Genomic DNA, 24,040 nt, shown 5'->3' with positions numbered 1-24,040 from the left:
CCCCGAGGCGTCTCGACGTCCCGGGGGAACGGTCCCGCTCACCGGTCAGTCGCGGCGGAGCCAGACGGCACCCAGCGGGGGAACCTGGAGGGCGGCCGAGGCGACCATCCCGTGCCACGGCACGTCCTCGGCCCGTACCTCGCCCAGGTTGCCCACCCCCGACCCGCCGTAGTGGTGCGCGTCGGTGTTGAGCACCTCGGTCCACGTCCCGCCGGCCGGCAGGCCGACCCGGTAGTCGTGCAGCGGCTGGGCGGAGAAGTTCGCCACGCACACCAGCGTCGAGCCGTCCGGGGCGATCCGGACGAACGACACGGTGTTGTTGGCGACGTCGTCGCCGGCGATCCAGCGGAAGCCCGCCGGCTCGGTGTCCTGTGCCCAGAGCGCCGGAGTGTCCCGGTAGACCCGGTTGAGGTCACCGACGAGTCGTTGCACACCGGCGCGGGCCGGGTCGTGGAGCAGGTACCAGTCGAGCCCGCGCTCCTCGCTCCACTCCCGGTCGTCGGCCATCTCGGAGCCCATGAAGAGCAGCTGCTTGCCGGGGTGCGCCCACATGTACGCCAGCAGCGCCCGCACGTTCGCCAGCCGCTGCCAGGTGTCGCCGGGCATCTTGCCGGCCAGTGAGCCCTTGCCGTGCACCACCTCGTCGTGGCTGATCGGCAGCACGTAGTTCTCGCTCCAGGCGTACGCCAGGGAGAAGGTGAGCTGGTGGTGGTGGTGCTGGCGGTAGATCGGGTCCTTCGAGGTGTAGAGCAGGGTGTCGTGCATCCAGCCCATGTTCCACTTGAACCCGAAACCCAGCCCGCCCTCGGCGGTGGGGCGGGTGACCCCCGGCCAGGCGGTGGACTCTTCGGCGATCATGACGACGCCGGCGTGGTGCTTGTAGACCGTCGCGTTCACCTCCTGCATGAACGCGATGGCCTCCAGGTTCTCCCGGCCGCCGTACTTGTTGGGGGCCCACTCGCCGTGGTTGCGGGAGTAGTCCAGGTAGAGCATGGAGGCGACCGCGTCGACCCGCAGCCCGTCGACGTGGAACTGGTCGCACCAGTAGAGCGCGTTGGCGACCAGGAAGTTGCGGACCTCGTTGCGGCCGAAGTCGAAGACGTACGTGCCCCAGTCGGGGTGCTCGCCGCGCCGCGGGTCGGGGTGCTCGTAGAGCGGGGTGCCGTCGAACCGCGCGAGGGCCCACTCGTCCTTCGGGAAGTGCGCGGGCACCCAGTCCAGGAGTACGCCGATGCCGGCCTCGTGCAGCCGGTCCACCAGGTACCGGAACTCGTCCGGGTCGCCGAACCGGGAGGTCGGCGCGTAGTAGCCGGTCACCTGGTAGCCCCAGGAGCCGCCGAACGGGTGCTCCATCACGGGCAGGAACTCCACGTGCGTGAAGCCCAGCTCGGTGACGTACGCGGTGAGCTGCTCGGCCAACTCGCGGTAGCTAAGGCCGGGCCGCCACGAGCCGAGGTGCACCTCGTAGACGCTCATCGGTTCCTGGTGCGGCTGCCGTTCCGCCCGCCGGGCCAGCCAGTCCGCGTCGTTCCACCGGTACGTCGAGTGGTGCACCACCGAGGCGGTGGCCGGCGGCACCTCGGCGTACGCCGCGAGCGGGTCGGCCTTGTCCCGCCACTGCCCGTCGGCGCCCAGCACCCGGTACTTGTAGCGGGCCCCGATCCGGGCGTTGGGGACGAACAGCTCCCACACCCCGCTGGAGCCGAGCGACCGCATCGGCCAGCCGTCGTCGGGGCCCCAGCCGGTGAAGTCGCCGATCACCCGCACGCCTTGGGCGTTGGGTGCCCAGACGCTGAACGCGACGCCCTCGTCGAAGACCCGGGCGCCGAGCGCCTCCCACAGTCGCTCGTGCCGGCCCTCGCGGATCAGGTGCAGGTCCAGCTCACCGAGGGTCGGCGGGTAGCGGTACGGGTCGTCGTGGGCGGTCCCGTCGACCTCCACCCGGTAGTCGAGCACCGTGCCGTCGACCTGTGCCTCGAAGACGCCCATGTCGTGCACCCGCTTCATCGGGTGCCGCTCGTCTCCGACGAGCAGCGCGACGTCGCCGGCGCCCCGGCGCATCGTGCGGATCGTCGTCGAGCCGTCGGCGGGGTGCGCGCCGAGCAGCGCGTGCGGGTCGTGCGTCGCGCCGGAGATCAGCTGGTCCATCGGTCGTCCTTCGGGGCGGCGTCGGTCGGTGCGGAGGCGGGCGGGCGGGGCTTCGCCGAGCGGGCAGCGGACGAGCGGGTCGCAGCCGAGCGGGGGTCGGACGGGCGAGGGGCGGACGGGCGGGCCGCGGACGACAGCGGAGCCGCCGCCGGGGTCGTCGGCGCGGTGCCGCCGGACAGCTCCGCCGGGACGTCGGCGACGGTGAGATCCGCCGGTTCGACGCCTGCGGGATCCGGCGCGGCGGGTGCGACCGGGCGGCGCACTGTCAGCACGTGCGCGGGTTGCAGGTACGGGTCGAGGCGTACCGCGTTGCGCTGACCCCAGTCGTAACTCGTGCCGGTCACCTCGTCGTACACGGTGAACCGCTCATGCCAGTCGAAGCCGAGCGCGGGCATGTCGAGCGTCGTGTTGCCCCACTGCACGGCGCGCGGGTCGAACGAGCAGATCACGATGACCGTGTTGCCGGTCTCCGGGTCGTGCTTCGACCAGCAGAGCAGCGCCGGGTTGTCGATCTCGTGGAAGCGCAGGTTGCGGAGCTGGTGCAGGGCCGGGTTGTCCCGGCGTACCCGGTTGAGGGTGGTCAGGAACGGTGCCAGCGAACGGCCCTGCGCCTCCGCTGCGGCCCAGTCCCGGGGTCGCAGCTCGTACTTCTCGTTGTCCAGGTACTCCTCGGCGCCCGGCCGGGCCACGTGCTCGAACAGTTCGTAGCCCGCGTACAGGCCCCAGGAGGGGGAGAGCAGCGCGGCCAGCACCGCCCGGATCTTGAACATCGGCGGGCCGCCGTGCTGCAACGACTCGTGCAGGATGTCCGGGGTGTTCGGCCAGAAGTTCGGCCGCATGTAGTCGGCCGCCTCGATCAACTCCTCGCAGTACGCCCGCATCTCGGCGGCCGTCGTGCGCCAGGTGAAATAGGTGTACGACTGAGTGAAGCCGACCTTGCCGAGGCCGTGCATGATCGCCGGCCGGGTGAACGCCTCGGCCAGGAACAGCACGTCCTCATCGACCGCCTTCACCTCGGCGATCAGCCAGTGCCAGAAGTCGAACGGCTTGGTGTGCGGGTTGTCCACCCGGAAGATCCGGATGCCCTCGCCGACCCAGTGCAGCACCACCCGCAGCACCTCGGCCCGGATGCCCTCCGGGTCGTTGTCGAAGTTGACCGGGTAGATGTCCTGGTACTTCTTCGGCGGGTTCTCCGCGTACGCGATGCTGCCGTCGGCGCGGGTGGTGAACCACTCCGGGTGTTCGGTGACCCACGGGTGGTCCGGCGCGCACTGCAACGCCAGGTCCACCGCCACTTCCAGGCCCTGTGCCGCCGCCGCCTGGATGAAGGCCCGGAAGTCCGCCGGCGTACCCAGGTCGGGGTGGATCGTGTCGTGGCCGCCCTCGGCGGCGCCGATCGCCCACGGTGAGCCCACGTCGGTCGGCCCGGCGGTGAGCGCGTTGTTCGGGCCCTTGCGGTTGACCCGGCCGATCGGGTGGATCGGCGGCAGGTAGAGCACGTCGAAGCCCATCGCGGCCACCCCTGGCAGCCGCTCGGTGGCGGTCGCGAAGGTGCCGGACCGGCCGCCCATCGCTCCTTCGGAGCGGGGGAAGAACTCGTACCAGGCCGAGTAGAGCGCCCGCTTGCGGTCAACCCAGATCGAGTACGTGTCACCGGTGGTGACCAGCTCCCGCACCGGGTGCTCCCAGAGCAGGTCGGCCAGGGCCAGCGCCGGGCCGACCCGCTGGGCCAGCGGCAGGTCGGTGTCGACCAGCGCGGTGAGCGCATCGGCGACCCGGGGCCGGTCGGCGGCCGGCACGAGGCCCCGGGCGGCGGCGAGGACCCGAGCGCCCTCGGCCAGGTCGTTGGCCAGGTCCTCCGGCCCCTGCCCGGCGGCGATCTTCTTGGTCACCGCGTTCTGCCAGGTCAGGTACGGGTCCTGGAACGCCTCGACGGAGAAGGTCCACGAGCCGACGGCGTCCGGTGCGATGGTGGCGTGCCAGCGGTCCTGGCCGGGCTCGCCGGGGCGCATCCGGGTGAACGGCCGGCTCGCGCCGTCCGGCCCAGCCCACACCACGTTGCAGCCCAGCGCGTCGTGCCCCTCCCGGTAGGCGCGCGCCGACACCGGAACCGGCTCGTCGACCACCGCCTTGGCCGGGTATCGCCCGCACGAGACGACGGGGGAGACGTCTTCGATCGGGAACCGTCCAGTCACCCCGCCAACCTACTGCGCGAGATCCGTTCGCGCGCGGCCAAGCCGTCGTCGCCGAGTACGGAGCCGACAAGTGCGTCCAGTCCCGCGTGCCACCGAGCTTCGGGCCAGTCGCGCAGGTGTTCGACCAGGTCGCTGCGGACGGCGGCGAGCAGGGCGTGGGCCAGGTAGTCCGCCGACTGCGGGCCGCGTGCCTCCGCGACGAGGACGGCGAGCAGGGCGTGCCAGTGGTCGTACGCCTCATTGCGGTACGGACTGCCGCCCCCGGCGCTCTCGAGCGCCAGCGTGAGCACCCGGTTGTCGAGCTTGAAGCGCAGCATGGCCCGCAGCAGCTCGACGGCCTGCTCCGCCGCCGGGCGGGTGGGTGACACGGCGAGCGACTCCTGCAACCGCAGCCCCCGTTGCTCGTAGAGGGCGCGAATGAGCCCGATGCGATCGCCGAAGCGTCGGAACAGGGTGCCCTTGCCGACGCCGGCTGCGGTGGCGATGTCGTCCATCGACACCTGATCGGGGTCGGCTGCCGCGTCGAAGAGACGCCCGGCGGCGGCCAGCACCGACTCCCTGTTGCGTAACGCATCGGCCCGCACCGGGCTCCCCTCTCGCCAAACGGACTAGCGGTCCGTATAGTCGAAACGGACCGGCGGTCCGAATACTATCGCGACCGTCCCGGACGACGAAAGGACGATCATGTCGAAGAATCCCGCCGCGGTGTTCCATCGCGGCATGGAGCTGCTGCTCGCCAAGGACATGGCCGGTTTCATCGCGCTGTTCGCCGAGGACGCGGTGCTCGAACTCCCGTTCGCGCCGCCAGGTCAGCCGCGCCGAGTAGTCGGGCGCGCCGACGGGCGGCTCGTGCACTATCGCGACTACTGGGATCCGATCGCCGCACAGGAACTGCTCGGTGGCGGCCTGGTGCGCTCATGATCCTGGTCATCGGTGGCACCGGAACCACCGGCCGCATCGTCGCCGCCACGCTCGCCGAGCGTGGTCACGCCATCCGGATCGCCAGCCGACGCCCCTCCCCGGGAGGGTTCCGCTTCGACTGGTACGACCCGACCACCCACCCGGACGCTCTGAGTGGTGTGCGCGCGATCTACGCCATCCCACCGGTCGGCGAGGTCGAGCCGGCACCGATCATGCTTCCCTTCCTCGACCGGGCACGCAGCGCCGGTGTCCGCCGGGTGGTTCTGCTCAGCTCCTCGGCCATCGGGCCCGCCGAACACGGACTGGGCCTGGTGCACGCACGGTTGGGTGAGCTGTTCCCGGAATGGGCGGTTCTGCGGCCGTCCTGGTTCATGGAGAACTTCGTCAGTGAGCAGCCGCACGCCGTCAGCGCCCGCGATCATGGCGAGATCGTCAGCGCCACCGGCGTCGGCAGGGTCGGCTTCGTCGACCCTGCCGACATCGCCGAGGTGGCGGTGCGGGCTCTCACGGACCCCACCCCGCACAACACCGACCACATCATCACGGGACCAGCGGCGCTGAGCTACGACCAGATCGCCGCCGTCCTCACCGAGGTCGGTGGCCGGCCGGTCAGGCACCGGGCGATCGACCCGGCGGAACTGGCCGTACGCCACAGCGCGAACGGCATACCGCCGGACTTCGCCCGCTTCCTCGCGAGCCTGGACACGACGATCGCGGCAGGCGCGGAGGACCGGACGACGTCGACCGTCGCGGACGTGACGGGTCGCACGCCACGATCCTTCCGGGACTTCTGCCGGGACCGCCTGCGCGGCGGCGGCCCGACACGAGTGGCTGGTGGCCGGTGAGGAATGGCGGTCGGACTCTCCCCGAACCGGACCCGTTGCTCGCCTCGGCGGGTCGAGGCCTGGGGGCGGACGTTGCGGTGAGCGTGATGACACAGGGGCATATTGATGACTCAGGGACATCACGCTCGCCGGGGTGTTTCCTCGCGCGGAGGTCACTCTCCGTTCCGCACCCCCGCAACGCGCGGAGGTGACGTAGCCTCCCGCCATGATCGAAAGGGTGAGAGTCGCGATTGTCGGGGTCGGTAACAACACGTCGGCACTGGTGCAGGGGCTTGCTCTCTACCGCCAGAGCGGCAGCCTGGTCGGAATCCGCAGGCCGATGATCGACGGGCTCGGGGTGGGGGACATCGACATCGTCGCGGCCTTCGCCACCTCCGAGGAGAAGGTCGGTCGGGACCTGACCGAGGCGATCTTCCTGGCGCCCAACAACTTCCCCCGGCTGGACTGCGACCTGCCCACAGCGGGCGTCCCGGTCACGAAGGGCCTCGTCGACGCGACCGAGGTGCCGCGGGTGGCGGCGGCACTGGCCGGCGCGGAGGTGCTGCTCTACTCGGCGCCCAGCGGCCGGCCGGAGACCGCTCAGGCGTACGCCGAGGCGGCTCACACGGCGGGCGTCGCATTCATCAACACCACCGCCGACCCGGTCGCCCGCGATCCACGCCGGCTGGAGAGGTTCGAGGCGGCCGGTCTGCCGCTGCTCGGCGACGACCTGGCCAGCCAGTTCGGCACCTCGGTGCTGCACAAGGCGCTGCTGCGGCTGCTTGAGGAACGCGGCCTCACCCTGGTCAGCTCCTACCAGGTCAACCTGGGCGGCACCGAGGACTTCCGCAACCTGGTCGAGAACCCCGACACCAAGATGCGGTCCAAGCTCAACGCCCTGCCGAAAGGCCGGGCCGCCGACAGCGTCGAGGTCGCCCCGCTCGGCTACCTGCCGCACCTGCGCTCGCAGAAGGTGGCGCACCTCAACCTGGAGGCGCAGGGTTGGGGTGCGACAGCGGTGAGCCTCGACGTGAAGCTGAAGGTGCACGATCCGAGCGGTGCCGCCGGCGTCAACATCGACCTCATCCGCATCGCGGCCAGTGCGCTACGGAACGGACGTGGTGGTCACTCTGCGGAGGCGACCTCGTTGTTCAAGTCGCCGCCAGGAACGGCGATCTGAGCAGTGCCCGCGCCAACCTGACCACCGCAGCGCGCCCGGTCGATGGACGACACCGACGAGTCGTCAGTTCCCGATCTTGTCCAGGTCGACGAGGTCCTCGTCGGAGAGCGACAGGCCCGCGCCAGCGACGTTCTCGCGCAGGTGCGCGACTGACGACGTACCCGGAATGAGCAGGATGTTCGGCGAGCGCCGCAGCAGCCAGGCCAGGGCGACCGACATCGGCGTGGTGGCCAACCTGGCGGCCACGGCTGACAGGGCAGCGGACTGTAGCGGGCTGAAGCCGCCCAGCGGGAAGTAGGGCACGTAGGCGACGCCCTGTTCGGCGAGCGTGTCGATCAGCTCGTCGTCCTGGCGGAAGGCCAGGTTGTACATGTTCTGCACGCACACGATCGGCGCGATCGCCTGCGCCTCGGCGACCTGCTGCGCCGTCGCGGTGCTCACACCCAGGTGCCGAATCAGGCCCTGCCGCTGAAGGTCGACGAGCGTCTCGAACGGTTCGGCGAGCGAGCCGGGTTGCGGGCCCTCGGCGTTGCCGAGCCGCAGGTTGACCAGGTCGAGCACCTCGACGCCGAGGTTCTCCAGGTTCTCGTGGACCGCCCGACGCAGGTCGTCGGGCTTCCGGGCGGGGGGCCAACCGCCCTGCTGGTCGCGGGTCGCGCCGACCTTGGTGACGATGTGCAGCGATTCGGGGTACGGGTGCAGAGCCTCCCGGATCAGCTTGTTGGTGATGTGTGGCCCGTAGGCGTCGCTGGTGTCGATGTGGGTGATGCCGAGCTCGACGACCTCGCGCAGGACGGCGAGCGCGCCATCGGGGTCGGCGGGCGGCCCCATGACCCAGGGGCCGGCGAGTTGCATGGCGCCGTAGCCGAAGCGGGTGACGCTCAGGTCGCCCAGCATCCAGGTGCCCCCGGGCAGGGGGTTGCCACCGGAAAGGGTGCGGGCGTCGTGGGGAAGGGAGGTGGAGCGCATGGTCAGACCTCGGATTTCAGGTGGAGTGCGGAGCGTTCGGCACCCCTCAGGTGCCTGCTTCACTATGGGCAGGTAACTTCCTGACCGGAAGTAGGCACTTTCAAGTGCGTAACAGACCAACCGGTGGGAGGGGCGCGGATGGTGACGACGACGGCGGCCCAGCAGAGAGCACAGACCAAGGCGGAGTACGACGCCTTCCTGGCCGGGTGCCCCAGCCGCAAACTGCTCGACCGGATCTCCGACAAGTGGGTCACGTTGATCCTGGCCGCGCTGGGCAGCGACGGCTCCCACCGGTTCGGCGCCGACTGCGCGGGCGAACCCCGCCCGCTGCGCTACTCCGAGCTGTCGCGCCTACTGGCCGGCGTCAGCCAGAAGATGCTCACGCAGACGCTGCGCGCCCTGGAACGCGACGGCCTGATCACTCGTACGGCGACACCGACCGTGCCCGTCACTGTCACCTACGAGCTGACGGCCCTCGGCCTCTCGCTGCACCAGATGATGCGCAGCCTCAAGGGCTGGGCCGAAACGCACATGGACGAGGTGCTCGGCAACCGCGCGACGTACGACACCCGAGCCTCGGCAGGATGACCGGGCGGGTCAGCCCGCCGCGCGAACCGAGCGGTACACGTCGAGCGTCTGTCGGGCGATCGCGTCCCAGGAGAAGTGCTGCACCGCGCGCCGCCGGCCGGCCAGGCCGAACCGCTCGGTGCGCGCCGGATCGGCGAGCAGCGTGTTGATCGCGGCCGCCAGGTCGGCCACGAAGCGTTCCGGGTCCAGTGGGGTGCCGGACCCGTCGGTGGCCTGCGCGATCGGCACCAGCAGGCCGGTCTCGTCGTCGGCCACGACCTCGGGGATGCCGCCGGTCGCGGTCGCCACCACGGCCGTCTCGCAGGCCATCGCCTCCAGGTTGACGATGCCCATCGGTTCGTAGACCGACGGGCAGACGAACACGGTGGCGTGCGTCAGCACCTGGATCACCTCGGGCTTGGGCAGCATCTCGGCCACCCAGACCACGCCGGAACGGTTGGCCCGCAGCTCGGCGACCAACTCCTCCACCTCGGCGGCGATCTCGGCGGTGTCCGGCGCGCCCGCGAGCAGGACGAGCTGGGTGTCCGCCGGCAACTCCCGGGCGGCCCGCAGCAGGTACGGCAGCCCCTTCTGCCGGGTGATCCTGCCCACGTAGACCACGCTGGGGCGGGACGGGTCGACACCGAGCCGGTCGAGCACGTCGGTGCCCTGATCCGGGGCGTACTGAACGGTGTCGATGCCGTTGTAGACCACCCGGACCCGGTCGGGGTCGATCTGCGGGTACGCGGTGAGCACGTCGTTGCGCATCCCGCCACTGACCGCGATCACCGCGTCGGCGGCCTCCATCGCGGTGCGCTCGATCCAGGAGGAGAGCGCGTAACCGCCGCCGAGCTGCTCAGCCTTCCACGGCCGCAGCGGCTCCAGGCTGTGCGCGGTCACCACGTGCGGCACCCCGTGCAGCAGCTTCGCGGTGTGGCCGGCCAGGTTCGCGTACCACGTGTGGCTGTGCACCACGTCGGTGCCGGCCGCGCCGGCGGCCATCTCCAGGTCCACGCCCATCGTGCGCAGCGCGGCGTTCGCGCCGGTCAGGCCCGGCGGTTCGGCGTACGCGGTGACGCCCGGCTCGGTACGCGGCAGGCCGAAGCAGTGCACCCGTACGTCGGCGAGGCTGCGCAACTCCCGAGCCAGGTACTCGACGTGCACGCCCGCGCCGCCGTAGACCTCCGGCGGGTACTCGCGGGTGAGCAGATCGACGCGCAGCGGGGTGGGTTCGTTCATGACCCCGCACCCTAGTGCAGAAGACTCCCCGTACGAGTGGTGAAGTGGGACGCGGGTGGATAGCGTCGTGGCATGGCTGCCAAGGTGCTCGCGATCGTCCTGGCGGGTGGGGAGGGCAAGCGCCTGATGCCACTCACCACGGATCGGGCCAAGCCGGCCGTCCCGTTCGGCGGGATGTACCGCATGGTCGACTTCGTCCTCTCCAACCTGGCCAACGCCGGCTATCTCAAGATCGTCGTGCTGACCCAGTACAAGTCCCACTCTCTCGACCGACACATCACCAAGACCTGGCGGATGTCCACGCTGCTCGGCAACTACGTCACCCCGGTGCCCGCGCAGCAGCGTCGTGGCCCGTGGTGGTTCGCCGGCTCGGCCGACGCCATCTACCAGAGCTTCAACCTCATCAACGACGAGCAGCCCGACTACGTGATCGTCTTCGGCGCCGACCACATCTACCGGATGGACCCGCGGCAGATGGTGGAGGACCACATCGCGTCCGGCGCGGCGGTGACCGTCGCCGGCATCCGCCAGCCGCTGTCGATGGCCGACCAGTTCGGCGTCATCGAGGTCGGCGAGGACGGCAAGCGGATCCGGGCGTTCCGTGAGAAGCCCACCGACGCTGTCGGCCTGCCCGACGCGCCGGACGAGATCTACGCCTCGATGGGCAACTACGTCTTCACCACCCGGGCGCTCTGTGAGGCGGTCGAGCGCGACGCCGAAGACAAGTCCAGCAAGCACGACATGGGCGGCAGCATCATCCCGATGCTCGTGGAGCGCGGCGAGGCGAACGTCTACGACTTCCGCGACAACGAGGTGCCGGGCAGCACCGACCGCGATCGCGGCTACTGGCGGGACGTGGGGACGCTCGACTCGTTCTACGACGCGCACATGGATCTGATCAACGTGCACCCCGTCTTCAACATGTACAACTTCGACTGGCCGATCTACACCGAGCAGCTGCCGTGGCCGCCGGCGAAGTTTGTCCACCAGTGGGGTGAGCGGGTCGGCCGCGCGGTCGGCTCGATGGTTTCCCCGGGCGTGGTGATCTCCGGCTCGTTGGTGGAGAACTCGATCGTCTCGCCGAAGGTGCGGGTGCACTCCTGGGCGCACGTCGAGGGCTCGGTGCTGATGGAGGGTGTGGAGATCGGCCGGCACGCGGTGGTCCGGCGGGCCATCCTGGACAAGAACGTGTTCGTCCCGGAGGGCGTCGAGATCGGCGTCGACCTGGAGAAGGACCGGCAGCGTTACACCGTTTCCGACAACGGCATCGTGGTGATCGGCAAGGGCCAGAAGGTCGAGCCGTGACCGACAGGCACTCCCCGAGGAGGATCTCGCAGTGACCCACCCCCGTGCCGGCCAGCCCGCCGAGCCCGCCGACCTGGTCGACGTGCCGCGCCTGGTGACCGCCTACTACGCCGAGCATCCGGATCCCGCGGACCCGGCCCAGCAGGTCTCCTTCGGCACCTCCGGCCACCGCGGCTCCAGCCTGCGCAACGCGTTCAACTCCGACCACATCCTGGCGGTCACCCAGGCGCTCTGCGACTACCGGCGCGAGCAGGGGCTGGACGGGCCGCTCTTCCTCGCCCGGGACACCCACGCGCTCTCCGCGCCGGCCGCGGTGGACGCCCTGGAGGTGCTCGCCGCCAACGGGGTCACCGTGCTGGTGGACAGCCGCGACGGTTACACCCCGACCCCGGCGCTGTCGCACGCGATCCTCACGCACAACCGCGGGCGGACCAGCGGGCTCGCCGACGGCATCGTCATCACCCCGTCGCACAACCCGCCCGACGACGGCGGTTTCAAGTACAACCCCACAAACGGTGGGCCGGCCGACACCGACGTGACCAGGTGGATCCAGGACCGGGCCAACGCCATCCTGGCCGCCGGGCTCAAGGAGGTCCGCCGGATCACCTACGCGCGGGCGCGGGCCGCCGACACCACCGGGGAGTACGACTTCCTCGCCACCTACGTCGACGACCTGCCGGCGGCGATCGACATCGACGCGATCCGCGATGCGGGGATCCGCATCGGCGCGGACCCGTTGGGCGGGGCGAGCGTGGCGTACTGGGGTGAGATCGCCGAGCGGCACCGCCTGGACCTGACAGTGGTCAACCCGACTGTCGACCCGACCTGGCGGTTCATGACCCTGGACGGCGACGGCAAGATTCGGATGGACTGCTCCTCGCCGAATGCGATGGCGTCGCTGATCGCCGCGCGGGCCGACTACCAGATCTCCACGGGCAACGACGCCGACGCCGACCGGCACGGCATCGTCACCCCGGACGCCGGGCTGATGAACCCCAACCACTACCTGGCGGTGGCGATCGGTCACCTGTTCCGCACCCGCACCGAGTGGGGGCCGAACGCCGCGGTGGGCAAGACCCTGGTCTCCTCGTCGATGATCGACCGGGTCGCCGCCGACCTGGGTCGGCCGCTGCTGGAGGTGCCGGTCGGCTTCAAGTGGTTCGTGCCCGGCCTGCTCGACGGCGCTGTCGGTTTCGGTGGCGAGGAGAGCGCCGGGGCGTCGTTCCTGCGGCGTGACGGCTCGACCTGGACCACCGACAAGGACGGCCTGCTGCTCTGCCTGCTCGCTGCCGAGATCCAGGCCACCACCGGCCGCAGCCCGAGCCAGCACTGGGCGGAGTTGGCCGAGCGTTTCGGCGCGCCCTCGTACGCCCGGATCGATGCTCCGGCCACCCGGGAGCAGAAGGCAGTGCTCGGCAAGCTCTCCCCGGAGCAGGTCACCGCCACCGAGCTCGCCGGTGAGCCGATCACCGCGACGCTGACCACCGCCCCCGGTAACGGCGCGGCGATCGGCGGCCTCAAGGTCAGCACCGAGTCCGGCTGGTTCGCCGCCCGTCCGTCCGGCACCGAGGACGTCTACAAGATCTACGCCGAGTCCTTCCAGGGTCCCGACCACCTCAAGCAGATCCAGGAAGAAGCCAAGAACCTGGTAGACCAAGCCCTAACCCAGTCCTGACCCCGCCGCAGTTGATCATGAAGTTATTGCCACTCGGCGCGGCGTGTCATGGCAATAACTTCATGATCAACCAGGTCCAAGGTGGGGGTGGGGGTGGGGTCAGCAGGGGGTGGGGTGGGGTGGGTTAGCAGGGTGGGGGGTCGGCGGGTGGGGGTAGCTCCTGGCCGCGTCGGCGTAGCTCTTCGGGGAGCAGTTCGCGGAGCTGCTCGGGGAGGAACGGCAGGTCGAGCAGCGTCATCTTCAACTGGTTGCGCTCCTGGTAGCGCAGCGGGTCGAAGCGGACCACCAGACCGGCGTCGCGCCGGTACGAGATGTCCACCGTGCCGTCCGTCGCGGCGTCGCGGAACACCAACCCGTCCATCTCCACGACGACCGGCGACGAGTTGGGCTGCAACTCCAACCGGATCTTCTCGTCCGGGGAGAGCACCACCGCCCGGGAGATGCCGGCCATCGGCGCCGCCGGCGTGATCACCACCGAGTCCGCCGCAGGGGAGATCAGTGGACCACCGGCCGCGTAGCTGTACGCCGTCGAGCCGGTCGGAGTGGCGACCACAACGGCGTCGCTGCGGTAGTAGCCGTACTGCTGGCCGTCGATGGCGAGCGTGACGCTGACGAAACCGGCGCCCGGCTGACGGACCAACGCGATGTCGTTGAACGCCACGACGTCGTCGCCGCACACGTCACAGGCGAGGCAGGCGTGCGACTCGATCGTGAAGTCCTTCGACAGCAGCCGGCTCAGCGCCTCGGGCAGCTCCGGCGGTTCGATCTCGACGAGAAACCCCAACCGACCCAGGTGTACGCCGAGCACCGGTTTCGGGTCGAGGACGGCGGATCGCAGCGCACCCAGCATGGTGCCGTCGCCGCCGATGCTGATGAGGGCGTCGGCACGGGCCGCCACCTGGTCCGCCGGCACCGGTTCGACAGAGGACGGGACGCGGTGCTGGTCCTCCTCGCGCACGTACAACGTCTTGCGGTGACGCGTCGCCCACCGTTCGATGATCCCGACCACCTCGGTGACATCCCGGGTGGGGTGCAGCACAAGTCCCAGCCCCGACACCCGTACAGCTCACCACATCGGCGGCGACCGTACCCGGCGTACACCGAAGGTGCGCCGACGGCCCGCGGACCGTCGGCGCACCTCGCCGCCGTCAGGGGCGGGGCTGCCCGGTGAGGTGGGTCAGCGAGCGGGCGACCAGGTCGTCGCGGGCCGCCGGGGGGAGGCCCTCCAACCCGAAGCCCAGATACACGGTGTCCCCGGTGACCACCACCGAACCCTCCTCGAACGCCTGCTGGCTGCGCGACCAGTCGTTGGCGTTACCACCGGAGCCGGCCGGTGGCCCGGCCACCGTCCAGCCTCCCAGGTCGGCGGACTCGAACGAGGTCTCCGCCACCGTCGACCCGTCGACCACCACCCGGGCGTCGTCCAGGAAGACGCCAAGACCCTGGGTGCCCCAGTCCGAGGCGTACGTGATCGACACCTCGACCTGTTTGCCGGCGTACGCGGTCAGGTCGACAACGAACTCCTTCCAGCCGCTCGACGTCCCGGTCGCCGCGTTCCAGCTTCCGGTGCTGCCGGTGGGGGAGCAGCCTGCGCCCTGGTAGTGGGCGAGGAACGGGTGCAGCTGGTCCCAACCCGAGGCGCAGCTCTCCCCGGTGACCGTGCTGGTCTTGCCGTTGACGTCCGGCAGGGTCGTCCACTCGTCGCTGCCCACCTCGTGCGCCTCGACGAAGAGGAAGTCCCAGTCCTGCTCGATCTCGTACGAGGTGAAGAAGCGCAGTTCTCCGCTGCTCGCCCCGCTGAGGTCCACGGTGCGGGTGAGCCGCTTGTACGACTCGTCGGCCTGCCCGCTGTGCAGGTACCACTCACCCGTACGCGGGTCGAACGGCGCACCACCCGGTCGGGTCCAGCCCACCGGCGCGGAGCTGGCGAACTGCGGGAACTCGTCCGGCGGCAGGAAACTCGACGTGGTCAGGAACGACGCGGTGTGTCCCTGGTTCTCCGCCGAACCGGAGCCGTTGAGCTGGCCGGTGAAACCGGTGAACGCGCCGTCGCTTCCGGCGACCGGGAACGGCTCTCCCTCCGGCGCGGTGCCGCCGTCGCTGACGTAGGTGTGCGCCCCCAACCAGTACTGCTGGAAGTCGTTCAGCAGCGGCAGGCAGGCGGGATCGTCGGCGTTCGTGCACTCCGGCGGTGCGTCCGGGTGGTAGACGTACGAACCGTTGGCACCCTGGGCGAACAACGCGTACTGGCCGCTGACCAGGAGCTTCCCGCCCTCGTTCAGGTAGTCCCGAACGGCCAGTTCGGTGTCCAACGCAGCCCTGGCCGCGGTGCCGGCGACCTGGCCGGGGGAGCGCATGATCACGTCGTCACCGGTCTCCCACACCACGGCCCTGTAGTGCGACAGGACACCGAGCGGGTGCGGGGCCTTGCGGCCCATCGCGTCGAAGTCGTACACGTCGCTGGTACGCCCGGCGGCGCTGAGCGACGCCGCGACCTCGTCGGCGTACTTCGCTGTGGTGCCGGTCTGCGCCGGGCTGAGGCCGGTGACGTCCTCCGCGGCGAGGACCAGCACGTCCCCTCCGATGTCGGTGTGCACCCGGTAGGTGAAGTGAACGCTTGCGACCACCCCGGACCGGGGTTTGTTGCCGGTGAACCAGACCTCCACTCGGTCGCCCGGCTTCGTGCCGCCGACAGTGCCGCGAAGCTCGGCGTAGTAGTCGTCGTGCGTGTCACCGTACCGCTCACCGCCGCGCCACTCGCGGACCGCGACGGTCTTCGGTCGCCCGCCGTTGACCGTGTAGTGCATCTTCACGTTCTTCAGCGACCGCCGGGTGATCGCGGCGACCTGCTGGGTGCGCCCGTACGAGGTGTCGAAGGCGTCCACCACGAAGTCCGGGGTGCTCCGTCCGACGACCGAGACCGGCTCGTCCGGGTCCGCCGCCGACTTGGCCACGGCCAGCGCGAAGGGCAGGTTCTTGCTCACCTCCCCAGCGATCAACTCCTCGTCGTCGGGGAAGATGAAGCCGCTGACGCAGTCCTCCGGGCGCCACTCGTCGTCGGGGTCGACCGCCGAAGCGGCCTCGCACGTGGACATCTCCGGGGTGAAGCCCAGCGTGCCGTACCGAACGGTGGCGTGGCTGTCGGTGTCACCGTTCGTGGTGTAGAGCTCGGCGGAGATGTCCGGGTCGTAGCCGGGCACCGCCGGGTGCGCGTCGTCACCGGCCATCGCCTTGTAGATCTCGTCGTCCGGGGTGGGAGTGCTCACCTGCCAACCGAGGCCGTAGAGCAGCAGTTCGGCCGCCGAGTGGTAGTTGACGAAGAACTCGAACCCGACCCGCTTGAAGAGCCGGTCCAGTGCCTTGGTCTCCGGCTCCGAGTTGGGGCCCGAGCCCCGGTAGGTCTCGCTGTTCGGGTCCGGCGACGAACCCTCGTTGTCGTACCCCCACTTGTAGCTGAAGTTGCGGTTGAGGTCGACGCCGTCGCCCGAGCCGATCTGTCCGTCGCCGTTGTTGTCCCGCAGGTTCTTGCGCCACAGGCGGTTGCCCGAGGTGAAGGTGTGGTCGTAGCCGTCCGGGTTGGCCACCGGCAGGAACCACAGCTCGGTCGTGTCCAGGAGTCTGGTGATCTCCCGGTCGGTGCCGTAGCTGTCCAGGACGTGGTGCATCAGCCGGCGGGTCATCTCCGGCGTGATCCACTCGCGGGCGTGCTGCGCGCCGGCGTAGAGCACGGCGGGCCGCTTCCCGTCCTCGACGGTCCGCGCGTTCTTGGTGACCTTCACGGCGACGATCGGTTGGCCCTGCTGCGTGCGGCCGATCGTCTCCACCTTGGTCAGCTTGGGATATCGAGCCGCTGTGGCGTTCAGCTCGTCCCGCAGGCCGCCCGGCTCCCCATAGGGCCGGAACGCCGTCCAACCCGCCGCCGCCTGCTCCCGCAGCGCCTGCGACGCGTCCTTGCCGCGTACCTTCTTCACCGCCAACGGGACGCCCTGGTCGGTCAGCCGTTTCGCCTGCCGGCGGCTGAGCACCGTCTCGACAGTGGTCTTGCCGGTCGCGTCCGTCTTCGCGTCGTGGCCGAGGTCGACCCCCGCCGCGCGTAGCTGATCCCGCTGTTTCGCGTCGACAGTGCCGACGTAGACCTCCAGGCCGTCGCGGGCGCCCGGTTCGGATGGTGGCCGCGCGCTGGCGGGTGGGGTCAGTGCCAGTGCGCCGAGCAGGGTGACCACGCTGGCGATCGCCAGTCGTCTCGGTCTCATCGCGCCTCCTTGGGTGAAGGACCTGTAGGCGCGAGCCTTCGGTGTGACGCGATCGATGTCAATCAGTCGATGGGTGTTTCGTTGCTGACCGTGTCGACGCAACGTCCTCGCGTGATGGCCGGTGCGGCGTTCAGCGGGTGGCGCGTCCTGTCCGGCACCTGGCGACATCGCGCGGCGCAATTGAGCATTTCGGCGTTGAAGCGGCAATTCGCACGTACGCTCGCTCGTGTCCGCAGCGGTGGTGACGAAGGTGGATGGGGAGAGTTGTCGATGTGTCGGATCTTCGGTGTGGCCCAGCGGTGCACGGTCGGCGCGGGGTGGTGTGACGCCTGATGCGGGTGTCGTCGCGCGGCCCTGGGCGCGTGATCGTGCGGATCGCCCGCCTCCTGAATCTGGTCTGGGTCAACGGCACCCGGGTTCGCAGGGCGGTCCGGGGTGTGGCGAACGTCGGCCGGTTCGCCACCCACGGGGACAACTTCACCTTCGACCCGGACGGCGTCTACACCTACGAGACGATCGAGGTCGGCAGCAACGTCGATCTCGGCTACCGTCCGGTCATCATGGCGGCTCGGTCCCGGATCCGGATCGGTGACAACGTCATGTTCGGACCCGAGGTGACCATCCGGGGCGGCAACCACCGGATCGACCGCGTCGGCGTGCCGATGATCGCCGTGGAGAAGGATCCCGCCGATGGGCAACTCGATCGGGGGGTGACGATTGGCGACGACGTGTGGGTCGGCACTCGTGCCGTCATCCTGCATGGAGTCGCGATCGGTCGCGGGGCGGTGATCGGGGCGGGCTCCGTGGTGACCCGCGCGGTGCCCCCCTACTCGGTCGCCGCCGGCAACCCGGCCCGAGTGATCCGGTTGCGCTGGCCGGTGGAGACGATCATTTCGCATGAGCGGCAGCTCTACCCGCCGGAACGCCGACTGGCGCCGGCGGAGCTTGCGGTGCTGTCGGACCTTGCCGGGTCTGAGGGGCGGCCGGTCTCGCCAGTGGCCGCCTCCCATTGACGGCGCTCAACCGCCCAGCTGCCGATTCGTAGCCGTGCGATGACGAAGCGTGACAGTCGTCGGTGAAGCTCGTTGGACCGGATGACCACTCGACGGGGCGCGGAGGCAAACGCATGCGACTACTCATCACCGGCGGCGCGGGATTTGTCGGGTCCAATCTGGCCCGTGCCGCGATCCTGCGCAGCGCCATCACCGACATCCGGATTCTTGACGATCTGGCCACGGGACGGATGAGCAACCTCGACGGCCTCGACGTGGACACAATTCCCGGTTCGATGCTCGACGACGAAGCACTGGACCGGGCGATGGTCGGCCGGGACGCGGTGGTGCACCTGGCAGCGTTGCCGAGCGTGCCGCGCTCGCTGCGTGACCCGATCGCCTCACACCACGCCAACGCCACCGGGACGCTGCGCGTCCTCGAGGCGGCTCGCCGGCACGAGGTGGGCCACGTCGTCGTCGCCTCGTCCTCGTCGGTCTACGGCGCGAACCCTGTGCTGCCGAAGACCGAGCTCGCCTGGACCCGCCCGCTCAGTCCGTACGCGGTGAGCAAACTGGCCACCGAGGCCTACGCGCTGGCCTACCAGACGTCCTTCAGTCTTCCCACCCTCGCGTTCCGGTTCTTCAACGTCTACGGCCCGGCTCAGCGGCATGATCACGGCTACGCGGCTGTCATCCCCCGCTTCGTCTACGCGGCGCTGCGCGGTGAACCGATCGAACTCCACGGGGACGGTCGGCAGTCACGCGACTTCACCTACGTCGAGACGGTCTGCGCGGTACTGCTCGACGCCGTCGAGCGGTCGGTGTCCCATCCTCAGCCGGTCAATCTCGCCTTCGGCGCGCGGGCTGAGCTGCACACCGTGGTGTCCGAGTTGGAGCAGATCATCGGCCGCCCGATCATCCGGCGGCACGTGGCATCACGCCCCGGGGACGTCCGGCATTCCGAGGCCGACAACAGAGTGCTCCGTTCACTCTTTCCTGACGTGGTGCCGACTCCCCGGATCGACGGACTGCGGGCCACCGTCGAGTGGTTCGAGGCACATGTGTTGAAGCAGCCCGTCTGATGGTCGACGGGCCACCGAGCGCCAGGGCGGCCCCGCCTGTCCTGGTCGAGGCGGCCGCTGACACGGCGCTGACAGTAAGGGCCACGACGGCGGAGTCGGCGGCACGCGAGGACGACATGTCGGTGGCGCGTCGCTCGCGTGGCCGAGCGCTGGTTGCTGGTATCGCCTCGTCGCTCGCAGGCAAGGCCGTCGGGCTGGTTGCGCCACTGCTGATCACCCCGGTCGCCTTCCGCTATCTCGGCCCCGAGCGGTACGGCATGTGGATGGCGATCACGTCACTGACCGCGATGGCGTTGTTCGCCGATTTCGGCCTCGGAAACGGCCTGCTCACCCGGCTCTCGCGGCTGTACGCCACCGGTGATCGCCACGCGGCCGCCCGGGAGATCGCGAGCGCGTACGCCCTGCTTGGTTCGCTGGCGATCATGTTGGTGCTGGTGCTGGCGGTCACCATCCGGCTGGTGTCCTGGCCGGCGCTGCTGAACGTCGCGGACCCGGCGGTGGCCCGGGACGCCCGAGCGGTCGTGCTGCTCTGCTTCGGTGCCTTCCTCGTCAATATTCCACTAGCCCTCATCCAGAGGGTGCAGTACGCCCACCAGCAGGTCGGACAGAGCAACCTCTGGCAGGCGGCCGGCAGCCTTGTCTCAGCGGGTTTGGTGGTGGCCGCTGTCGCCGCTGACGCCGACCCGGTCCTGGTGATCGCGGCCGCAGTGCTTGCCGTCCCTCTGATGAACCTGGCCAACTCCATCTGCTGCTACTGCTGGCAGCAACCCGACCTCCGGCCGCGTGTCAGGTACGTGCGCGCCACGAAGGTGCGGGCCCTGCTCCGGCTGGGGTCGCGGTTTTTCGGGCTCTCCGTGCTGAGTGCCATCGCCCTCAACATCGACGGCTTCCTTGTCGGCCGGGTGCTCGGTCTGCACGCGGCCGCGAACTACGCGGTGATATTGCGGATGTTCGCAGTGCTGGCGCTGTTCGTCACCTTGGTCAACCTGCCGCTCTGGCCGGCCAATGGTGAGGCGCTCGCCCGGGGCGACGTGAGCTGGGTCCGGCGCAGCACCCGGCGGATGGTCTACCTGTCTGCCGCAGCGGTGGTGCTGCCCGCGCTGTGCCTCGTGGTGGCTGGCAACGACATCCTCCGGATCTGGGTTCGCTCGGATGACCTCGAACGGGTGCCCGCCCCGTTGTTCGTCGCGCTCGCCGTGTGGTCGGTGTTCGTCGCCGTCGCGGCGCCGTTCTTCATGGTGCAGAACAGCGTGGGGCTGCTGGGGCCGCAGTTCTTCGGTTGGGCGGCCTGCCTGGTTGTCGCCGTACCGCTGAAGATCCTCCTGGCGGGCCGGGGAGGGCTGCCGGGTGTTGCTCTCGCCTCGGCGCTGTCGTACGGGGTGACCGTGCTTCCCGCAGCCATCGTCGGTTATCGAAAGGCGTTGGCCAGCGTGCCGGCGAGAAGGTCGAATTCCGATCGGAATGGAGCATGATGATGAGTACGTTGCGCGGCATTCTCGCTGCCCTGCGTGATCGGCGCGCGGCGGCCCGCGACCCGGAGGCGTTCGCGCGTTCGATCGGGGTGAACCTGCGCGGTCGGGTGCGCTTCTACGGCGTCAACCGGAGCATGTTCGGCTCCGAACCCTGGCTGATCACATTGGGCGACAACGTCTACATCACGGCCGGCGTGCAGTTCCTCACTCATGACGGCGGCACCCTCATCCTGCGCCGAGAGCACCCCGATCTGGAGTGGACCGCGCCGATCAGCATCGGTGACGACGTCTACATCGGCGTGCGGTCGATCATCATGCCAGGGGTGCGGATCGGGGATCGGTGCATCATCGGGGCCGGCTCGGTCGTGACCCGTGACGTTCCGGACGGCAGCGTCGCCGCTGGCGTACCCGCCCGCGTTCTCCGCAGCACTGACGAATACCTCACCGCGATGAGGGCCAAGTCGCTCGGCTGTGGCCACCTGCCCGCTCAGGAGAAGGCCGCGGTGATCCGGGAGATCTACGCCGTGCCGGGGCGCCAGAAGGAACAGACGTCCCGGGCGGCATCGTCGAGCGCCGGCAAGGCGCGCAAACCATCGGCTCCAGCCGGTCCGGTGGGATGATCGCCGTCGATCCGCTACTCGCCGCGTGGGCGTACCTCCGCCGGTCCCGCTCAGGTGGGCCGATTGTCCGGCGAGCCAGCCACGAAGGCGCTCACCGTTGATGCCCAGGTGCGGTAGTCGAACGCCGAAGCCCTCTCCCGGGCGCAGCGGCTCATCTGCCACCACTGCGCGTCACCGAGAGCGAGTGCCCGCATGAGGCCGTCCCGGACATCGTCCGCGCCGGGCCCGGCCAGCACGATGCCCTCTCGGCCGTCGTCGACGTATGTCGCAAGGTCGCTGGTGTGGTTGAGCAGAACCGGGCAGCCAGCGGCCAGACTCTCGGGGACCTTCGACGGAAAGCCCGCCTCGGCGTAGCCCCCGGTGGGTCGGACCAGCACCGAGAAGTGCGCAGTGCGCAGTTCGGCGAGGACGCGGTCGCGCGACACCCGCCCCAGGAAGATGATCTGGTCGCCGAGCTCTGCCACCGTCCCGTCGTCCAGGTCGGACATGCCTGCGGCCTGCTCCCGGGTCATCCCGGCGATGGTGAGCCGCACCCGCTGGCGCTCGGGCTCCGGCAGCCGACGGATGCCCTCCAGCACTGCGGCGAGGTGGTCCTTGGGCCCTGCGGTTCCTGCGTACAGCAGCCGCAGGCTGTCCATCAGTGACGACGGCGCCGGTTGGCGGTAGTCGGCGCAGTCGACCTGGGGTGGAACCACCAGAACGGGTTGGTTGGGTCGGGCGTGGCGTCGTTGCAGCGTCGTGGAGATCGCGATGACCTGGTCGGCCAACCGTGCCGCGAGGAAGGAGTGCCACCGGTGCCGGATGAAGTACGGCGTGAGCCGTCCGTGGCGAAACTGCCCGGGCTCGTGCCGTTCGAGCACGTCCACCGTCAAGGGGCAGCGCGTCGTCAGCCGTAACACGATCCAGGTGGTCAGGTTCCACAATCCCAGTGGAAGGCAGATGCCAGTGACTTCACCGATGGGTACCCCCGCCTGACGCAGTGCCCTGAGCACGCGCAGTGGGCGACTCTGCCGGCGCATCCAGCGCCGGAAGCGGCCGCCCGCGTCGTCAGCGAACAGCGTGATCAGTCGCAGCTCCGGTGGTAGGGCGACCGGCTCGGTCTGACCTCCGGTGTCTGGCCAGTCGTTCACGATCAGGGTTGTCGCGCCCGGGGGAGTCGCAGAGCGAGCCAACTGGAGCAGCCGGTTCGACATGGCGTCACCGTGCGGGAAGCGGTACGCCGCCACCATGACCACTCGGGGCGCGGGATCGCCCGAGGTATCGATGGGCTGAGCCGGAGATATGAGGGTCTTGTAGCTTTTCATGCTTTCCATTCGTATAAGACGTGTCTCAAGCTCTTGGCGGCTATTGCCGGTGTTACTGTACGCATCTGTGTGATTACGAGGATCAGGGCGCGCCGTCGATGGCCCGTCGCCCACGATGGAGAGTCAGTGGAGCCAGTCAGCCGCGACGACCGGAGTCTGAACGCCTCACCGCCGCGAGCACGGCCAGTCGTCGTGCAGCACTCGGCCGGTACGCCCGGTGCCAACGGGCCACTGACCGCCGTGGGGCGGGTGCTGGGTTCCGCGCTCAGCGAGCGGTACGAGTTCGTCCGCATGCACCAGGTCGGCGGCAATGGTGGCCTCAATGTGCCGTTGTTGCGGGACTGGGTCGAACTTCTACGGCAGGTACGCCCCGACCTGGTGCACGTGCGCGGCCTGCAGAACGAGGGTTTTCATGGCGTGCTCGCCGCCCGGTTGGCCGGCTGCCCCAAAATTCTGGTCACCGTGCACGGCACAGTGCGGGACCTGAGGCACGGCGGTCAGACCTGGCGTAGAGCGATGTTGGCAGGGTGCGCGGAACCGGCGACTCTGCGGATGGCCAGTCACGTCGCCACTGTGTGCGAGTACGCCGCCGGCCGGGACTTCGTGCGGGCACACGCCAGCAAGTTCCTCGGAGTGATCCCCAACGGGGTTCCGCTGCCTGCCGATGTCGGCGCGCTGAGGAGCAGTCGACGTTCCGCCCTCGATCTGGCCCAGGATGACGTGGTCATGATCGCGGTGGCGCGGCTGAACTGGGACAAGGGTTTCGGGGTGCTGGCGGACGCGCTGCGTCGACTGCCGCCGCGCCCTGGCCGCCGGGTGCTGCTGGTCGCGGGTGACGGACCGGACCGGGCCGGCATCGCCGAAGCCCTGGCCGATGTCCACGGCACCGAGGTGCGGCTGCTCGGCAATCGGCGCGACGTGCCGGACCTGCTCTCGGCCGCCGACATCTTCGTCTTTCCCACCCTGCACGAGAACCTGTCCAACGCACTGCTGGAGGCAATGGCCCACGCGCTTCCCGTCGTCGCCTCGGCCGTTGGCGGCAACGTCGAGGTGCTTCGCCAGGGCGGCGGTCATCTCGTGCCGGCCGGAGACCCGGACGCCTTCGCCGCAGCTCTGGAGCCGTTGCTCGTCGACGCCGCCGAACGTCGGCATGTGGGGGAGACGGGCCGCAAGGTGGTACACGACGGATACAGCCTGCCGGTCATGCTCCGTTCTCTCGATGACGTCTATCGGCGCATCCTGGAAGGAGTGGTGTGACCGACGAACCATGTCCCCGAGTACTGCTGCTGGGCTT

Annotated in this window: 19 protein-coding genes; 11 read left to right on the top strand and 8 right to left on the bottom strand. The window is 69.7% G+C overall.

Annotated features, from left to right (window positions below; all coding sequences use genetic code 11):
- Positions 1-45: 45 nt before the first annotated feature.
- The 3 genes from glgB to ACLQ3F_RS16305 are packed head-to-tail and all read right to left on the bottom strand — an operon-like array spanning position 46 to position 4,927.
- The gene (glgB, locus tag ACLQ3F_RS16315; RefSeq protein ID WP_425849745.1) at positions 46-2,148 is read right to left on the bottom strand and encodes a 1,4-alpha-glucan branching protein GlgB; all 2,103 of its coding nucleotides are present in this window, start codon (positions 2,146-2,148) and stop codon (positions 46-48) included.
- The gene (locus ACLQ3F_RS16310) at positions 2,136-4,343 is read right to left on the bottom strand and encodes a maltotransferase domain-containing protein (protein WP_425849743.1); all 2,208 of its coding nucleotides are present in this window, start codon (positions 4,341-4,343) and stop codon (positions 2,136-2,138) included. Before ACLQ3F_RS16310 ends, glgB begins: the two co-directional genes overlap by 13 nt.
- Positions 4,340-4,927, bottom strand: a complete 588-nt coding sequence (locus ACLQ3F_RS16305; RefSeq protein WP_425849740.1) for a TetR/AcrR family transcriptional regulator — start codon at positions 4,925-4,927, stop codon at positions 4,340-4,342. Before ACLQ3F_RS16305 ends, ACLQ3F_RS16310 begins: the two co-directional genes overlap by 4 nt.
- A gap of 100 nt (positions 4,928-5,027) precedes the next feature.
- On the opposite strand from ACLQ3F_RS16305, the gene ACLQ3F_RS16300 reads away from it, so the two are divergent.
- The 3 genes from ACLQ3F_RS16300 to ACLQ3F_RS16290 all read left to right on the top strand — a co-directional run bounded on the left by ACLQ3F_RS16300 (position 5,028) and on the right by ACLQ3F_RS16290 (position 7,268).
- On the top strand, positions 5,028-5,264 hold the full coding sequence (locus tag ACLQ3F_RS16300) for a nuclear transport factor 2 family protein (protein WP_425849737.1): 237 nt from the start codon (positions 5,028-5,030) through the stop codon (positions 5,262-5,264).
- On the top strand, positions 5,261-6,109 hold the full coding sequence (locus tag ACLQ3F_RS16295; RefSeq protein WP_425849735.1) for an ergot alkaloid biosynthesis protein: 849 nt from the start codon (positions 5,261-5,263) through the stop codon (positions 6,107-6,109). Before ACLQ3F_RS16300 ends, ACLQ3F_RS16295 begins: the two co-directional genes overlap by 4 nt.
- A gap of 217 nt (positions 6,110-6,326) precedes the next feature.
- A complete protein-coding gene (locus ACLQ3F_RS16290) occupies positions 6,327-7,268 on the top strand; it encodes an inositol-3-phosphate synthase (protein WP_425849733.1) in 942 nt (313 codons plus the stop codon).
- 63 nt (positions 7,269-7,331) lie between these two features.
- On the opposite strand, the gene ACLQ3F_RS16285 is transcribed toward ACLQ3F_RS16290, so the two are convergent.
- Complete coding sequence (locus tag ACLQ3F_RS16285; RefSeq protein WP_425849732.1) at positions 7,332-8,237, bottom strand: aldo/keto reductase family oxidoreductase; 906 nt, start codon at positions 8,235-8,237, stop codon at positions 7,332-7,334.
- A gap of 138 nt (positions 8,238-8,375) precedes the next feature.
- Here ACLQ3F_RS16285 and ACLQ3F_RS16280 point away from each other — a divergent pair, with 138 nt between their 5' ends.
- Positions 8,376-8,825, top strand: coding sequence for a winged helix-turn-helix transcriptional regulator (locus ACLQ3F_RS16280; RefSeq protein ID WP_425849729.1), 450 nt, complete (start codon positions 8,376-8,378; stop codon positions 8,823-8,825).
- A 9-nt stretch (positions 8,826-8,834) separates the two neighbouring features.
- Here ACLQ3F_RS16280 and glgA read toward each other — a convergent pair whose 3' ends face one another.
- On the bottom strand, positions 8,835-10,043 hold the full coding sequence (gene glgA / locus ACLQ3F_RS16275) for a glycogen synthase (protein WP_425849726.1): 1,209 nt from the start codon (positions 10,041-10,043) through the stop codon (positions 8,835-8,837).
- 72 nt (positions 10,044-10,115) lie between these two features.
- On the opposite strand from glgA, the gene glgC reads away from it, so the two are divergent.
- Together glgC and pgm are read left to right on the top strand one after the other, a co-directional pair.
- Entirely contained in the window at positions 10,116-11,348 is a 1,233-nt protein-coding gene (glgC, locus tag ACLQ3F_RS16270; RefSeq protein WP_366611621.1) for a glucose-1-phosphate adenylyltransferase, read from the top strand.
- A 31-nt stretch (positions 11,349-11,379) separates the two neighbouring features.
- Entirely contained in the window at positions 11,380-13,023 is a 1,644-nt protein-coding gene (gene pgm, locus ACLQ3F_RS16265) for a phosphoglucomutase (alpha-D-glucose-1,6-bisphosphate-dependent) (protein ID WP_425849724.1), read from the top strand.
- 124 nt (positions 13,024-13,147) lie between these two features.
- On the opposite strand, the gene ACLQ3F_RS16260 is transcribed toward pgm, so the two are convergent.
- Both ACLQ3F_RS16260 and ACLQ3F_RS16255 read right to left on the bottom strand, forming a co-directional pair.
- Complete coding sequence (locus tag ACLQ3F_RS16260) at positions 13,148-14,071, bottom strand: NAD(+)/NADH kinase (RefSeq protein ID WP_425849833.1); 924 nt, start codon at positions 14,069-14,071, stop codon at positions 13,148-13,150.
- A gap of 100 nt (positions 14,072-14,171) precedes the next feature.
- Positions 14,172-17,276, bottom strand: coding sequence for a M14 family zinc carboxypeptidase (locus tag ACLQ3F_RS16255; protein ID WP_425849721.1), 3,105 nt, complete (start codon positions 17,274-17,276; stop codon positions 14,172-14,174).
- Positions 17,277-17,638: 362 nt separating this feature from the next.
- On the opposite strand from ACLQ3F_RS16255, the gene ACLQ3F_RS16250 reads away from it, so the two are divergent.
- The 4 genes from ACLQ3F_RS16250 to ACLQ3F_RS16235 all read left to right on the top strand — a co-directional run bounded on the left by ACLQ3F_RS16250 (position 17,639) and on the right by ACLQ3F_RS16235 (position 21,442).
- Positions 17,639-18,289 (top strand): acyltransferase, encoded by a 651-nt coding sequence (locus ACLQ3F_RS16250; protein ID WP_425849719.1) that lies wholly within the window; start codon positions 17,639-17,641, stop codon positions 18,287-18,289.
- A 113-nt stretch (positions 18,290-18,402) separates the two neighbouring features.
- Entirely contained in the window at positions 18,403-19,350 is a 948-nt protein-coding gene (locus ACLQ3F_RS16245; RefSeq protein WP_425849717.1) for an NAD-dependent epimerase/dehydratase family protein, read from the top strand.
- The gene (locus tag ACLQ3F_RS16240) at positions 19,350-20,822 is read left to right on the top strand and encodes a lipopolysaccharide biosynthesis protein (RefSeq protein ID WP_425849715.1); all 1,473 of its coding nucleotides are present in this window, start codon (positions 19,350-19,352) and stop codon (positions 20,820-20,822) included. Before ACLQ3F_RS16245 ends, ACLQ3F_RS16240 begins: the two co-directional genes overlap by 1 nt.
- Positions 20,822-21,442, top strand: a complete 621-nt coding sequence (locus tag ACLQ3F_RS16235) for a DapH/DapD/GlmU-related protein (protein ID WP_425849830.1) — start codon at positions 20,822-20,824, stop codon at positions 21,440-21,442. Before ACLQ3F_RS16240 ends, ACLQ3F_RS16235 begins: the two co-directional genes overlap by 1 nt.
- A gap of 50 nt (positions 21,443-21,492) precedes the next feature.
- Here the strand turns inward: ACLQ3F_RS16235 and ACLQ3F_RS16230 are convergent, their stop codons facing one another.
- Positions 21,493-22,746, bottom strand: coding sequence for a glycosyltransferase (locus ACLQ3F_RS16230; RefSeq protein ID WP_425849713.1), 1,254 nt, complete (start codon positions 22,744-22,746; stop codon positions 21,493-21,495).
- A gap of 126 nt (positions 22,747-22,872) precedes the next feature.
- Here ACLQ3F_RS16230 and ACLQ3F_RS16225 point away from each other — a divergent pair, with 126 nt between their 5' ends.
- Positions 22,873-24,003: a glycosyltransferase gene (locus tag ACLQ3F_RS16225; protein ID WP_425849710.1), complete on the top strand. Its 1,131-nt coding sequence runs from the start codon at positions 22,873-22,875 to the stop codon at positions 24,001-24,003.
- Positions 24,004-24,040: the final 37 nt, after the last annotated feature.

Origin of the sequence: Micromonospora sp. DT15 (genome assembly GCF_049841475.1) — a bacterium.
Taxonomy (GTDB): domain Bacteria; phylum Actinomycetota; class Actinomycetes; order Mycobacteriales; family Micromonosporaceae; genus Micromonospora.
This window is presented reverse-complemented; position numbering and strand designations above follow the sequence as displayed.